The sequence below is a fragment of the Flavobacterium frigoris PS1 genome, assembly GCF_000252125.1.
Lineage (GTDB): Bacteria > Bacteroidota > Bacteroidia > Flavobacteriales > Flavobacteriaceae > Flavobacterium > Flavobacterium frigoris_A.
The window spans coordinates 54,211-69,331 of the sequence record NZ_AHKF01000019.1; the positions used below are offsets into that span (position 1 = coordinate 54,211).

The following is a 15,121-nucleotide window of genomic DNA, read 5'->3' on the forward strand; positions in this document are numbered from 1 at the left end:
AGACGCTATTGTTTGATTTTTTGTTAGAGGAATCAATTTTATCTCTTTTTTTACCAAATCAGTTTTCAATTCACTTTATATTTTTAAAGGAATAGGATTTGGGTTCTGTATATTGTGTATTTTAGCTTTTCTAATAAAACTTCAAAAAATGAAAAAACAATATTTCACTCTTTTTTTACTTTTAATTTGTGCAATTGGTCATGCACAAAAGGATAAATTTAATTTGTTGATTGGGACCTATACAACGGGATGTGATAGTAAAGGAATTTACGTGTATGAGTTTGATTCAAAAACAGCCGATTTTAATTTTAAAAATGCTTCTGAAAATGTGGTGAATCCAAGCTATTTGTCTATTTCAAAAGATAATGATTTTATTTATTCTGTAAATGAAAATGGAGTTCAAAGTAAAGTGAGTTCTTTTGGTTTTGATTCAACAACTGGAAAATTAGATTTTTTAAATTCTCAAGATTCAGAGGGAGCAGATCCGTGTTATATCATTAACGATGATAAAAACGTAATCGTTGCCAATTATTCTGGTGGGAATATCTCCGTTTTTGGAAAAAACAGTGATGGAAGTATTGCCGAAGCAAAACAAGTGATTCAGCATTACGGAAAAGGGCCTAACTCCAAAAGACAAGAAGGGCCACATGTACATATGGTGCATTTTTCCCCAGATAAAAAGTTTGTTTTGTCTAATGATTTAGGGAATGATAAGGTGTATTCGTATGAATATGATGCCAACTCAACTAACAAAACCTTAAAAGTAAAAGATAGCGTTTCAGTAGCTATGGGAAGTGGACCTAGACACTTGACTTTTAGCAAAGACGGAAAGTATGTTTATCTATTGCAAGAATTGGATGGCGCTTTAACTACTTTCTGTTACTCAAAAGGAAAATTAAAAAAAATAGGTGAAACCAGCATCTTGGCAAAAGATTTCAAAGGAAAATTTAGTTCTGCTGATATTCATATTTCACCAGACGGCAAATTTCTGTATGCGTCAAATAGAGGAGAGGCTAATGCTATTACTATCTTTAAAATAGCAAAGAATGGGAAATTAGAATTGAAAGGGCAAACGAGTACGTTGGGTAAGGGACCACGTAACTTCGCAATTGACCCAACAGGGAACTTTCTATTGGTAGCACATCAATACACTAACAACATCATGATTTTTAAAAGAAATCAATCAACTGGTGCGCTTACTGATACTGGCAAGAGAATTGACTTATGTTCTCCTGTGTGTTTAGTGTTTGCTGAAAATTAGAAAAGCCCTAATATTATTTGTGGAAAAGGAAAAAGGCTAAAAAATGAGATTCATTTTTTAGCCTTTTTTTTATGCTATTTGTTTTTATCTTTTCTCTTTTTGTCTCTCGTTTTTAACATATTGCGATTGACAGATCCATGAGTTTTTTTCTTGGTAACTCCAGGACCACCTAAATTGACTTTTTTATTCTTTTTACTTTTCTCTTGAAAAGCACCATCTCCTTCAAGCTTCTTCTTTTTCATTAAGAACTTAACTACTTGTCGCTCTTTCTCTGGCTCGATTAGTTTTGCAGAAATTTCTACCTCTTCAGGGAATGTTTCGATTGCTAATTCCATATTCATCAAGACTTCGACCTCGACTTTATACTCTTCTTCACGTGGAGCAATAAAACTGATTGCAATACCGGTTTTATCCGCACGACCTGTTCTACCAATCCTATGCATGTATAATTCAGGCATGTCAGGCATTTCAAAGTTGACAACATGTGTAATGTTAGAAATGTCCAATCCTCTAGCCATAATGTCCGTTGTTATAAGACCACGAAGATTTCCTTCTTGAAACGAAGCCATAGTGCTCAAACGGTAATTTTGAGATTTATTAGAGTGGATTACTCCAAATTGATCTTCAAAATCTTCCTCGATACGCTCATGAAGCATATCAGAAATTTTCTTATTGTTGACAAACACTAAAACACGACTCATGTTTTCATTGTTTTGCAATAAGTGTTTTAATAGATTTACCTTAGTGTTAAAGTTGGGAGCATTATACGCGATTTGTTTAATGTTTTCTAACGGAGTTCCAGAAGCTGAAAGTGTAACCTCCTCAGAATAGTCAAAATAGTCGTTCAAAATCGCATCCACTTCATCAGTCATGGTTGCTGAAAAGAGAATGTTCTGACGTTTTTTTGGCATCATAGCCAAAATAGCTGTTAACTGAGTACGGAAACCTAAATTTAACATTTCATCAAATTCATCGATAACTAGTTTCTGCATGTCCTCAAAACGGATTACATTGTCTAATGTTAAATCCATGATTCTTCCGGGCGTTCCTACCAGTATGTCGCAACCTTTGTAAACAGTTGTTTTTTGTGTATTGATGTTCACTCCACCGAAAATAGCCACAGTACGAACCGACATGTATTTCGTCAGTTTTTCTACTTCCTCTGCAACCTGAACTACAAGTTCACGAGTAGGGACTAGGATTACTATTTTTGGGGTATGGCCTTCAGTAAATTTGTATAATTTTAATAAGGGTAAAAGATAGGCAAATGTCTTACCAGTTCCCGTTTGTGCAATACCCATCATGTCGCGACCTGACATTATCACAGAGAAAGTTTTTTCCTGAATAGGAGTAGGTGTTGTGTATCCTAAATCATCAATTGCTTTTTGTACTGATTTAGGAAGGTTGAATTGCTCAAAAGTGGTCATTTGCTTAAATTTTTTGCAAAGATAGTCTTTTTGAAAGTAAAGATACTAATTGCTTTTTTTTTGCCTTTAATCAATGAATTTAAAAGATATCTCTAACGATAATATTTTTATTTAAAACGAAGATCCCATGACAAAGTAATATTGTAAATCCAAAAGTAATTGCCTTGATCGAAGGTGATTTCTTGGTGCGTAACACCAAATTGTGCTCCCCAGGCATTTTTTTTATTTGCGGTCGTAAAATAATAGCCCATATTTAGTTTTTGGGATTTTAGATTCACAATTGCGCTTTGATTTGCGCTGAAATTAAATTGGTTAATTTCTGGAGAAAATCCCATTCCAAAAGTAAAACCTAGGTAATTATCAGCATCGCTTCGGTATTTTCTGTACGTAAAAGTTCCAGAAGAACTGGTGCCATTGTCGCCTGGTGTAAAATAAGGGCGGATAGACAAATAGCTGTTTCCAGTATACCATCCTATCGAACCGGTATATATATTAGTCGTTGTATCGTATTTTAGAGAACGGAATCCAAGTGAAACTTCGAAGCTTTTAGGTAATGATTTATAAAGCTCGGCGCCATATCTTAAATCTGGAAAAAGGAACGTATTTGCTACACCCACATTCAGATAAGCATAGACTCCTTTTGCAATTTTTGGATACATATCCAATTCAAATTGAGTTCCATTTTCATTAAACCTTCTGTTGAAGTTAAATTTAGCTATTACGCTTCCGTATTTTGTTTGTCGGCCGTAAGCTAAAGTATAATATTGCATCGGATCAAAGACTTCTGAATACAAATCTACTGCCGTTATAATTCCAATTGTATTATTTCTAAGCGTTGTACTTAAATTAGCTTTATAGTCTTTAGCCTTTTGGTCTTCGGGGTTTTTGTCTAATATATATTCTACTGTACTGAAAGCTTCTAAAGGGTTCTTTGTATTTTCTTGTGCTGTTGCTTTCAAATATAATATCTCGGCATCATCTGGAAATTGTTTCAATGCTTCAGTGGTCATTTCTAAGGCAGTGTACGGTTTTTCTCCCCAGATTTCATTTTTTATTGCAGCAATCCATGTAGTTTTGTTCTGAGGATCTTTCTCTAATACATAAGCAAATTCTTTTCGTGCATTTTTGTATTCACTATCCCAAGAATAGGTAGAGGCTAAAAAAGAACGAATATCATGATAGTCTGGGTATTTTGTCAAAATAGACAATAGAGTATCTTGAGCTTGCTTCCTGTGGTCATTGAACGCCAATTGACGTGCAGTCTCAAAAGAAGTGTCTGGATTACCATTATAGGTTTTTCCTTGTCCATATGTTTGGAACACGCAAGCAAAGGCAACTATAAAACTGAGCTTAATTACTGTTTTTGAAATCATTCTTTTAGGGATTTTTTGAAATTTAGGAAATCATCATTTTTAGGATATTTTTTTATGATACTATCAATGATTTTATTTGATTTTGAAATGTTGTTTGTTCGTTTATAAGCCTGGGCTAATTTAAGTGCGAGTTCTGGTGTTTTTACATCATTTTTCATTGCTTTTTTAGCAATTGCAATTCCTTTTTCATTTTGGCCAGACCACCAATATACGTCCATTAAAGCGAGGTAGCTGTCATTGTAAAAGGGAGTTCTTTTTACTACGTTCAATAATTCGGATTCGGCATTTTTGTAATCGCCATCCCAAGCTAATGTTCGTGCTTTTAATGTTCTTACATCGCCATAATTAGGTAATTCATTTAAAATATAATTACAAAGTAATCGTGCTTTTTCTCGCTCTTTATTAAAAGCAAATTCTCTGGCTAACAAGAATGTCTCGTCAAAATTCAAATCTTTTGTCAATTTTTTAATAACAACTAGTTCTTTTGCTGAAAATTCAAAAGCAGGTTGTGTGTATATATTTAAAGAATTCGGGATGATTTTGTTTTTCTGTGTTAAGTAGGCATTTAATCTTTTGAACTCTTGTAAAGAGTCGGTAACCGTTTTTAAAACAGCAGCGTCTTCAATTTTGCTAATGTTGAAATTGGAGTTTATTTTAAATAATTCTCCATCAGAATAGAGATAGTCCTTGTAAATATAATCGTTAATACTTCCCTTGTAGCGCATTAAAGGGATGTGGTGCATATTTCGAAATTGTTTTGTAGTGTCTAATCCTTGGCTCATCCAGGCAGTTTTCTCCATCTTGTTGAACTTGTAGTTATTCATTAAAAAAGAAAGTAAACTAGGGGTAACGTCCCAATGTGATGAAACGGATTTAAATGTTTCCGGTTTTTTTAGCATGGGACTATAAATGAAAAACGGAACATGGAAGCGGCTTAATTTATCTCTTTGGGGTATTGGAATCAGTCTGTGATCACCTGTAATAATGAAAATTGTATTTTTAAACTCGGGTCTTTTAGCATAGGATTCCATAAAGTTTTTGATGGAATTATCCGTGTAAAGTAAACAAGCAAAAATATCTTTGTACGCTTTTATTTCGGATGCTGAAGCGCCTAGATTCTTGTTGGAATTCACAATGCTGTCTACCTTTTTTAAATAAGCATTTTTTGAAGGGAAATCAAAAGGCTCGTGATTGGTAAGCGTCATAATAATATCCAATCTCGGCTCTTTTTTACCAACAATTTCTGACAATGTTTTTCTGAAGATTTCAGCATCTGGGTAGCCCCATGAAAATCCTCCAGAATTTTCTTTTGTTTTTACGTAACCAGGACCAAATTTATTGATGTCGATAACATTATCGATTCCATTGTACTCTAAGAAATTAATTTTTCTATCAAAACTAGATTCGTCACCGCTGTAATACGAAGTAGTGTAATCATTGGCTTTTAAAACACTGATTAGTGAAACATGAGAGGGTAAGGGGGTTAATTCCAAAAAACCTTTTTCTCCATATGGTAATGATCCTATTAAGGAAGGGAGAGCGCCAAAAGTCCGACCAGCATTACTGACGAAATTTTCCCAATACAATGATTTTGGAATTAAGGAATCGAGATAAGGTGTAAATCCTCTGTAAGCATTTTTGCCTGTGAATTCACTTCCTAATCCTTCTACGATGATCATTACTATATTTGGCTTCTCTTCATGTATTTCAAAAAAAGGAGACAAGACATCTTCAGATGATTTAAAAGACTGGACTAGAGGATAGTCCTTTTTATAAAATAGGCTTGCTGAATTGGTTAAGTTCTTATCATTTTGAAAGCGGATGATATCAGCAGTAAAGAAGGATAACTTGTTTTGATAAGGAGCATTTGAAACTTCAGGAATAATAAACTTTAAACTGCCCAGAGTGAGTATCGCTAAACCCGAAATAATATAAATTTTTCGCTCATTCGGATCGCTCATCAAAACAGTGTTTACTCCTAAATTGATGCCCAAGTAAAGAACTGGAAATAGAATAAAAGGAAAGAAATACAGATAGGACAATGATTCTGAAGCGGTAACGGTTGTGTACATATCCCCCATAGAATATCCTAGGATATCAGCCCCAAGGTTTATTAGCGTGGTAAGACTGTATTTTACCAGGGCAAATTGACCTATTATAATTACACAAAATAGTATTTTAATAGCAATATCATTGTATGGCTTTTTGATAAAAAGAAAGGCTACATACAGAGGTAAAAGCAATAAACCAATAATTAGTCCAGTCCAGAAATCATTAATTAATTTATATGCTAAAGTGGTCGCAACTTCTACTTCTATACCATTTGATGCAATAGAATATATTTCAAATAAAGTAATCAGCCAAAATGTAAAGATTAGCGAGAGTGTTAAATAAATATAATTTGAAGTAGTATTAAAAGATAATTTAATTTTCATGGCATGGATATTTGTTTTCTTTCGTCTATTTTTTTTCGGTATTTGTCATTCCTTTTCTTGTCATCTCTCCCCATTTCTTCTTTTTGTTAAAATAGTAGTCTATGTTTCCTACAACAGCGGAATAGACAATAAAGGGATGAACAGCAAAAGGTTCTAAGAAAGCGATCTTTAATAAATTAAATCCTATTCCTTTCTTCTTATACTGATGGTAAGTGAGTTCTTCCGATAAAATGGCAACAATGGAAAATAAGACTGTAAACAAATAGGCCATAATGATAAACGCAGCCGTATAATCCCACCTTACTTGTTTAAGTGCGACAAGAATCCCAAAATACAATAATCCTAGGACTTCGATTAACGGTGCTAATCTTTCAAAAAACAACCAATATGGATAACTTAAAAGACCCATGGATCTATATTTACGATTAAACCCAATTTTTCGATGTTTTCTGAGTGTTTCAATTGTACCTCGGGTCCATCTGTTTCTTTGAGAAATGAATATTTTATAATTATCGGGGGCTTCTGTCCAGCATAAGGGGTCAGGAATATATGCTACCTTATATTTCTCTTTTTGCTCCTCCATAAATCCTCTCATTCGAACAATAATCTCCATGTCTTCTCCAACCGTCTTTGTATCGTAGCCTCCAACTTCAATGGCTATCTTTTTGTCAAACATGCCAAAGGCTCCTGAAATAACTAGTAATCCATTAAGTCTACTCCATGCCATTCGGCCTAATAAAAAAGCGCGTATGTACTCCAGAATTTGGCCCTTTTCGAGCATTTTTTTTGGCAGATTAACATCTATTAATTTACCATCTTTGATTATACAGGAATTTGCGATTCGGATTACTCCTCCCGCGGCAATTACCTTGGTATCTGTAGATTCTAAAAATGGTTTTACCATTTTTTGAAGTGCCTCTTCGAGCAATAAACAATCTACATCTATACAAGCGACATACTTATTATTACTTAAATTTAGGCCTGTGTTTAATGCATCTGCTTTTCCACCATTCTCTTTATCTACGACAATCAATTTTTCAAATGCCGGATTCGTGGATTTAAAAATGCCTGCCCTAAGTGGTTTTGTTGGGATTTGTTCATTAACAAGAAAATCTACTTTTATCAAGTCATAAGCTTTGATTAGTTTTTCTAAGCTGTCATCTTTGCTTCCGTCATTTACTATAATTACATCATAATTTACATAATGATTAGATAATAACGAACGTACGTTTTCAATAATATTCAAGCTTTCATTGTAAGCCGGCGCTATAATTGAGATGGAAGGTGCTATAGTAGAAGATAATATTTCTTTGTAGTTAACAAAGCTATTTTTTTTCATATATGCTATGGTTTCTGTCGCAGAAATTATTGCCAAAACAATGTACGAGCCTATTGTTGTAATGGCATAAACAAAAAATATATAACGAATTACAAGAAAAATTTCAATAGTATTGATTTCCATATTAGTTGTGTTCTAAAAATTCAACAATTCTAATAAAATCTGGATCTGTTCCTAAATGCTTGTGAATATTGAATGTACTTGAATTGATCATTTTCAAATTTTTTAAAGCGGACAGCTTAATTTCAAAATTTTCATGGTGAATATATTCAAGTAAAAATGGTTCATCATCACTTTCAGGCATTTTTTCCATCATTTTGAAAAAGGCGATTTGTTCTTCTTGACTACATTCGCTAAAATTGCTCATTACAATACTTTTTGCTACTATGATATTCAAATTCCCTAAAACATTAAGTAATTCGATTCTTATTTTTTCATTTTTGTGAGCTAATAGTTCAATAAGATCCTCTTTCGCTTGAAACTGGATGTAAATGTCAGCAAGCTTTAAGGCAAAAATGACTACTGTGTCGTTTGAAGATTTCAACCAAGGTTTAATATCAAAAACTTGTTGGTCGTCAAAACGCTGGAGCACTTCAAGTAATTGAATTTGATCCCACTCAGATAATGGAGTTTGTAACAGATCTAAAAAATCAAGCCCTTTGAAACTAAATAAATTCACCAAATATAATTGCATTTCTTTACGAACTTCATTTTTGGGATGGTTAATCAAGGTAATAACTTCATCGTGAACTTCTTTTATATGAAATTGTGTTAGTTCTCTGACACCTTTGGCGACTACATACCATTTTTTACTTCTCAGTTTAGATATAGCAAAATTAATAAGTCCAGTTTGAAAATAAAGTTTTTGAATTGATTCGTCTAGTTCTCCAGATATTTCATTTTTTAATTTGAGTAGTGTTAAAACAATAATACTTCTTTTAAAGGGGTCAGAGAGGTCCTTTTTTAATTTATTAATAATGATTTGTTGCTGGGGACTGATTTCTTGGTCCTCATTCCCAGAATACAAATAGGTGATAAGGTTTAACTCATATTTCATTTGATAAGTACCACGTATTCTTTCATTATTTCTCAAATGGCTTCTTAAATATTTTAAGTAAATGATTGAAATAAAAATAGACAAAAGAAAAATACTAATCATCAACCAGACCAATTCAATGATAGGTGGAGAATTTTGTAGATATTCAAAAAATGATTGTTCGTTATTCATCGAGTTTACTTCAGGTAGTTATTTGAGAGATTACCTAAGTAGTCTTTTTATTCTAATAACCAATTCATTGGGGCTAAAGGGCTTACTCATAAAGTCAGTGGCACCCAAATTAAAAGCTTTTAAAACTATTTCTTCTTGTCCGGCTGCAGAAAAAACAATTATAGGGGTTAGCATATTTAATTTGTATCTTACATGACTAATCACTTCCAATCCGCTAATAAAAGGCATCATAATATCCGTCAAAATCAACTCGGGTTTATGTTCTTCAATTAGTTCAATAGCTTTTTTACCGTTGTCAGCTATTAACAATTTGTACCCTTCTTTTTCTAATCGGAATTTCAGTAAAGAAGAAAGTAATGAATTGTCTTCGGCCAAAACAATTTTTTGCAGTTCACTCATAATGTATTCTAGTTTGATCAGTTAACTCCCGATGTGTAATTATTTATTCTTATTTGTTCTATTGAATAGTAAATTTTAATCTTTATATTTTCTAGCTATTCGGTGTTCCCTAATCTACGTAATTTGATTGATGCTGGTTTTTATTTATGACTAATGTTGCCTCAATGTTTTTTATTCTAAATTAATATTCGAAATTGACTATTTCAATATTAACAAGCATTAATTACTCCGGTTTGACTTCGTGTTAATGTATTGAAATACATTGTTTTATAATAAAAAAATCTTAATCGCCACATTTTTTTTTACTGATGAAAAAATTATGGCGGATTTTTCGATAAAAGGTAGCTGTTTTCGGAATTTTTTTATCTACATTTTTTTTATGCTCATAGCAATAACTTTTCCGCAAAAATACGAATTTCGAAAACTGACTTAAATGATTGTTGGGTGATGTCGTGAAGTTTAGAAAACGATATAATAAGACCGTAGCTGAATATCCTAGGTTATACCAATTTTTAAATATGATAATAGTAAAATTATCAATATTAAAATGTGGCAAAACTTTATTTGTTGAAAAATAAAAGTTTCTATTTGAAACATAGTTGTAAGTAGGCATTCTTTTTGGGTATTTGGGGGTAATATCAAGAAATTTAATCACTGAAACTGAAGGTAAACAGGGAAGTAAGAACTTAAAATATTAAGGCACAAAAATATAAATAAAAAGGCACATTGACAATAATTTAACTTTTTGCTCTTTTAAAATCCTTCAAATACTCCCAAACCAAAGAGTGCAAAATCATATTTAACAGGATCTATACTATCAAATTCACGAAGTTTAATGTCTAATTCAGCTACGGCTTTTCCGTCATTTTGTTTTCTGGTCACTAATCCCAGTCTTCGCGCCACATTTCCGGAGTGGACATCTAATGGGCAAGAAAGCGAGGCTGGAGATATGGTTTTCCAAATTCCCAAATCGACCCCTTTATTATCTTGGCGTACCATCCATCTCAGGAACATGTTGATTCGTTTAGCCGCAGAATTGTTCATGGGGTCAGAAACATGTTTTTGTGTACGATATTGATGCGGAATTTCGAAGAATATTTTTTTGAACTCGGAAATGCTTTGTTGCATTGTTTGGAATTCTTGTTTGCTTGCGAAAACAGCTTCTAACCCATTATGGTTTTGATAAATGTTTCTTAAACTCTTTATAAAGAAAGCAAAATCTTGTGCATTATAAGTACGATGGACAAATGATTCTAGTCTTTCTAAATCTTCTTCCGTATGAGACATCACAAAATCATATGGAGCATTCCCCATTAAATCCATCATTTTATGAGAGTTTCTGATAATCATTGTTCGATTGCCCCAAGCTATTGTAGCGCTCAGGAAACCCGCAATTTCGATGTCTTCTTTCTGGGAAAATAAATGCGGAATCTGCACGGGATCACTTGCTATAAAATCTAGGGTATTGTATTGAATGACTTTCTCGTCAAGGAAGGATTTGAGATCAGAATGATTCATTTTTTTTTAGTGGGTAATTTTTAAAGTGATTCTCGTTGCAAATGAACCTTAAAATAATTTAGTTACTAATCAAGCCGTCTATCATTACTAATTTTCTATCGGCCATATTGGCTAACTCTTCATTATGGGTAACAATCACAAAAGTTTGTCCTAACTCATCACGTAGCTTAAAGAACAATTGGTGTAGATTTTCTGCAGATGCTGTATCAAGGTTTCCTGAAGGCTCATCGGCAAAAATGATAGCAGGTTTGTTTATTAACGCTCTCGCAACAGCGACTCTTTGCTGTTCACCGCCCGAAAGTTCATTTGGTTTGTGATTTATTCGATGAGAAAGTCCCAAATAGTCCAATAATTTTTTAGCCTCCGTTTCGGTTTCCTGTTTTGGCTTGTTAGCAATAAAAGCAGGTATACACACGTTTTCTAGAGCCGTAAATTCAGGCAAAAGTTGATGAAATTGGAATATAAATCCAAGGTTTAAATTCCTAAATTTGGATAAGTTTTTGTCGTTCATCGTCAAAATGTCCTCATCGTTGATGCGCAGCATGATTTCATTTTCGGGAGTAGGTTTGTCTAAAGTTCCAAGAATTTGCAATAGCGTAGTTTTACCAGCACCAGAAGCTCCTACTATAGAAACGATTTCTCCTTTTTGAATATGCAAATCGACTCCTTTTAAAACGTGAAGTTGGTCGTAATATTTATGTAAATTTTTTGCATGTATCATTAGAGGCATTTTGTACAAAGAAACAAAGATTTTTAGGATTATATAATGGGCAAATAATAAAATTTAGTTAATAAGAATCGGCCTAGTGTATTTAATACCCTAAATTTGAATTTGTAGAATTTTTATTAACTAAAAGAAAACATTAAAATGGGTTTACAAGAAGGAACAGAAGTGGCAACGTTTGCTGGTGGCTGCTTTTGGTGTACAGAAGCAGTTTTTTTAGAGCTAAAAGGCGTTAAAAGTGTTGTCTCGGGATACATAGGCGGAAAAACAATAGATCCTACCTACAAAGAGATTTGTGGCGGCGAAACGGGACATGCAGAAGCAATTCAAATTACATACGACTCTAATGAAATATCATTTGGGGAACTATTGGAGGTGTTTTTTGCAACGCATGATCCAACTACTTTAAATCGTCAGGGGAATGATGTGGGAACTCAATATAGAAGTGAAATATTTTATCACAATGAAATGCAAAAGGAAATATCTGAAGAGTATATTTCTTTAATGTCAAGAGAAAATACATTTGGTCAACCTATCGTAACTCAGGTTTCAGCAATTTCTATATTTTATAAGGCAGAAGAATATCATAATAATTACTACAATGAAAATAAAACACAGGGATATTGTTCTTACGTTATTACACCAAAGATAGATAAGCTTAAGAAGTATTTTCAGGATAAATTAAAAGCGTAGTGGCATTACTTTTGCTTTATTAGAGGTAATAAAATTTTACTTTAAAATGGAAAGGAAAACTATTGTAGATGATAAAAGTGTTAAAAATAGAAATCTAATTTTAGGGGTTTTTTTTGACGCGATTGGTATGCTGTCCTTTACCGTACCAATGGTTGGCGAGTTTTCCGATGTGATTTGGGCGCCAACAGCGGCTTATTTAATGACAAGGATGTATAAAGGGACTGTTGGAAAAGTGGGGGGAGTAGTTACATTTCTAGAAGAAATTATTCCCTTTACGGATATTATACCATCCTTTACGCTAACTTGGATTTATAATTATGTGATAAAGAAAAGCCAATAGTTAAGCTATTTTTTTTCGTTAAAAAGGAAACCCAATCCCATACGTTTTAGCATTTTCTTTTCGAAGGCCCAAAAGAATTTGAACTGTCCAAAGAGAAATCCAATCAATACTAATAAAACTTGGTATAGCGGAAAAATGATAAGCAATCGTGCTGGTGTGTGCCAAAAGCCGAAGTCTTCTTTTAGGATACCCAACCAAATACAGACAGGTTTTGACAACCACGCTGATGTGGACCCTGTAATTGCAAAAACGATAAATATAATTGTCAGTTGGAAATTTGAGTCAATGCCCCAACGTTTTTTTAATGCCTTCATTTTTATTTATAATGAATACAAATATAGTGACATTATCTCGCAGGAACATAACCAAAAAGTTTTTGTTTGTATGTATTTTGAAAATAAACCAAATAATTATAAATTAAATAATTGACTTCATATCCGTAATCAATATTCGAGTCGTAGGCGATGGTCATTTCATATAAATCGGGATTATATCGAAAAGGTTGTAAAACGCGATTATTCCATTCGTTAATCCAAAGGCTGTTTTTATTTGCCATATAACTCTGGGAATGATACCCTCTGGGAAAAGCTCTTGAAGCCAGCCAGCTTGTAAAACCGATGTCAATAATGATCACCTCATATTCTAATTCATCATTAGCGATTCGGACCGTATCGTTTTGTGTGGCGATAGGATTATCTGATTTAGCTATAGTTGTGTTGGAAGTTTTACAACTATAAAAAGAAACTATAATGATAGTTAAGATGAAGAAACTTTTTTTCATGTTTGAAAAATTAGAATTAAAGTTACAAAAATTAATGTTTGGTTATTAGTGTTTTAGCAAAAATAAATCATTTGCGACCAGTAAATGATTTATATTAGTATTATTGAATGTATTATTTTCCAAATAAACTAGCTAGCATTCCGCGAATTCCACCACCTTTTTTGTTGACAGTATCCATCGCATCACTTAGATTTACTTTTTCATGAACATTTTGGTCTAAACAAAATTTACCCTATGCACTTAGAATTAGCATGCACAGTACTTGCGTTATCAGCGGCACCCTAAATAACGCTAATAATATCAGATGTTTTAAAACTGGAATCATTCGGGCATTTAGCCTTTCCAACAAATGCTCTGAATATTTGTGGGATTAGCTTAGAGGCTACTCCAGATGTACCTATATCATTAATTCCAAATTGTTCTAATTGTTCAAACATATTACACTTCGTAGTTCGGCTTATAATTTACAAAAAAAAGTGGGTTCGTTAAAATAATTTAACAAACCCACTCGTGTATATAGCTGAAAATTAAATTATTTACCCAATCAAGCTAATGATTTGTGAAGCTAATTCTGTTCCAATTCTATCTTGAGCTTCTCCAGTTGCAGCTCCAATATGCGGAGTTAATGAAATTTTAGGATTCATTAAAATAGTCATTTCAGGAGTTGGTTCGTTTTCAAAAACGTCTAATCCTGCAAATAATACTTTTCCGCTGTCTAGTGCTTTTACTAATGCTACTTCATCAATAACACCACCACGAGCACAGTTTACAATACCTACACCATCTTTCATGATAGCTAATTCTTTCTCACCGATGATATAACCATCTTGGGCAGGAACGTGTAAAGTAATGAAATCTGCATCTTTGAATAAAGACTCAAGTGATTGAGAAACGATTGTTGTTGTGATTGACTGTCCGTCAAAGAATTCTACTTTTACATCAACTGTAGGGATAAAACTATCAGCTGCAATTACTTTCATACCTAAGGCAAGAGCCATTTTTGCAGTAGCTTGACCAATACGTCCAATTCCTACAATTCCTAATGTTTTTCCTCTTAATTCAACACCATTTGCGTACGCTTTTTTCAAACCATCAAAGTTTGAATCTCCTTCAAGAGGCATATTTCTGTTTGAGTCATGTAAAAAACGAACACCAGAAAATAAGTGAGCAAAAACTAATTCTGCTACTGATTCAGATGAAGATGCAGGCGTATTGATTACATGAATCCCTTTGCTTTTTGCATAGTCAACATCAATGTTGTCCATTCCTACACCACCGCGACCAATTATTTTTAGACCTGGGCAAGCGTCAATTATATCTTTACGAACTTTAGTTGCACTACGCACTAAAACTACGCTTACGTTGTTTTCGTTCACATAATTAGCTACTTGTTCTTGTGCTACTTTTGTAGTTATTACTTCAAATCCACCTTTTTCTAAAGCAAGAATTCCACTTTTTGAAATTCCATCGTTTGCTAGTACTTTCATTTTATTTATATTTTACGATTGGAAAATTTAAAAATTTAAAGATTCAATCTATTATTTAGTGTTATGAATGATTATAAATTGACTTTTCAAATACTTAAATCATTCAATATTTTAAT

The 15,121-nt window shown here is 33.1% G+C and carries 15 protein-coding genes; 3 read left to right on the forward strand and 12 right to left on the reverse strand.

Translation table 11 applies throughout. The features are described 5' to 3' along the window. Positions 1–148: 148 nt before the first annotated feature. Positions 149–1,261, forward strand: a complete 1,113-nt coding sequence (locus HJ01_RS12355; protein WP_007138776.1) for a lactonase family protein — start codon at positions 149–151, stop codon at positions 1,259–1,261. 74 nt (positions 1,262–1,335) lie between these two features. On the opposite strand, the gene HJ01_RS12360 is transcribed toward HJ01_RS12355, so the two are convergent. The 8 genes from HJ01_RS12360 to HJ01_RS12400 form a co-directional block, all read right to left on the reverse strand. Further along, the gene (locus tag HJ01_RS12360) at positions 1,336–2,688 is read right to left on the reverse strand and encodes a DEAD/DEAH box helicase (RefSeq protein ID WP_007138777.1); all 1,353 of its coding nucleotides are present in this window, start codon (positions 2,686–2,688) and stop codon (positions 1,336–1,338) included. A gap of 107 nt (positions 2,689–2,795) precedes the next feature. Continuing rightward, positions 2,796–4,061 (reverse strand): YaiO family outer membrane beta-barrel protein, encoded by a 1,266-nt coding sequence (locus tag HJ01_RS12365; protein WP_007138778.1) that lies wholly within the window; start codon positions 4,059–4,061, stop codon positions 2,796–2,798. Beyond that, complete coding sequence (locus HJ01_RS12370) at positions 4,058–6,496, reverse strand: sulfatase-like hydrolase/transferase (protein ID WP_007138779.1); 2,439 nt, start codon at positions 6,494–6,496, stop codon at positions 4,058–4,060. The genes HJ01_RS12365 and HJ01_RS12370 overlap by 4 nt, the downstream gene beginning before the upstream one ends. A 25-nt stretch (positions 6,497–6,521) precedes the next feature. Further along, positions 6,522–7,958, reverse strand: a complete 1,437-nt coding sequence (locus HJ01_RS12375; RefSeq protein ID WP_007138780.1) for a glycosyltransferase family 2 protein — start codon at positions 7,956–7,958, stop codon at positions 6,522–6,524. A 1-nt stretch (position 7,959) separates the two neighbouring features. Next, positions 7,960–9,063: a HEAT repeat domain-containing protein gene (locus tag HJ01_RS12380; RefSeq protein ID WP_007138781.1), complete on the reverse strand. Its 1,104-nt coding sequence runs from the start codon at positions 9,061–9,063 to the stop codon at positions 7,960–7,962. Between the two features lie 30 nt (positions 9,064–9,093). Beyond that, positions 9,094–9,462: a response regulator transcription factor gene (locus tag HJ01_RS12385; RefSeq protein ID WP_007138782.1), complete on the reverse strand. Its 369-nt coding sequence runs from the start codon at positions 9,460–9,462 to the stop codon at positions 9,094–9,096. 753 nt (positions 9,463–10,215) lie between these two features. Beyond that, the gene (locus HJ01_RS12395) at positions 10,216–10,980 is read right to left on the reverse strand and encodes a TIGR02757 family protein (RefSeq protein ID WP_007138784.1); all 765 of its coding nucleotides are present in this window, start codon (positions 10,978–10,980) and stop codon (positions 10,216–10,218) included. Positions 10,981–11,038: 58 nt separating this feature from the next. Then, positions 11,039–11,701, reverse strand: coding sequence for an ABC transporter ATP-binding protein (locus HJ01_RS12400; protein WP_007138785.1), 663 nt, complete (start codon positions 11,699–11,701; stop codon positions 11,039–11,041). A gap of 147 nt (positions 11,702–11,848) precedes the next feature. On the opposite strand from HJ01_RS12400, the gene msrA reads away from it, so the two are divergent. Both msrA and HJ01_RS12410 read left to right on the forward strand, forming a co-directional pair. Further along, the gene (gene msrA, locus HJ01_RS12405) at positions 11,849–12,397 is read left to right on the forward strand and encodes a peptide-methionine (S)-S-oxide reductase MsrA (RefSeq protein ID WP_007138786.1); all 549 of its coding nucleotides are present in this window, start codon (positions 11,849–11,851) and stop codon (positions 12,395–12,397) included. 46 nt (positions 12,398–12,443) lie between these two features. Then, positions 12,444–12,737 (forward strand): hypothetical protein, encoded by a 294-nt coding sequence (locus tag HJ01_RS12410; protein WP_007138787.1) that lies wholly within the window; start codon positions 12,444–12,446, stop codon positions 12,735–12,737. Between the two features lie 5 nt (positions 12,738–12,742). On the opposite strand, the gene HJ01_RS12415 is transcribed toward HJ01_RS12410, so the two are convergent. The 4 genes from HJ01_RS12415 to HJ01_RS12430 all read right to left on the reverse strand — a co-directional run bounded on the left by HJ01_RS12415 (position 12,743) and on the right by HJ01_RS12430 (position 15,005). Beyond that, complete coding sequence (locus HJ01_RS12415; protein ID WP_007138788.1) at positions 12,743–13,051, reverse strand: DUF6787 family protein; 309 nt, start codon at positions 13,049–13,051, stop codon at positions 12,743–12,745. A gap of 32 nt (positions 13,052–13,083) precedes the next feature. After that, a complete protein-coding gene (locus HJ01_RS12420) occupies positions 13,084–13,518 on the reverse strand; it encodes a DUF6146 family protein (RefSeq protein WP_007138789.1) in 435 nt (144 codons plus the stop codon). A 281-nt stretch (positions 13,519–13,799) separates the two neighbouring features. Continuing rightward, the gene (locus HJ01_RS17665) at positions 13,800–13,955 is read right to left on the reverse strand and encodes a hypothetical protein (RefSeq protein ID WP_007138790.1); all 156 of its coding nucleotides are present in this window, start codon (positions 13,953–13,955) and stop codon (positions 13,800–13,802) included. Positions 13,956–14,054: 99 nt separating this feature from the next. Next, positions 14,055–15,005: a D-2-hydroxyacid dehydrogenase gene (locus tag HJ01_RS12430; protein ID WP_007138791.1), complete on the reverse strand. Its 951-nt coding sequence runs from the start codon at positions 15,003–15,005 to the stop codon at positions 14,055–14,057. Positions 15,006–15,121 lie beyond the last annotated feature (116 nt).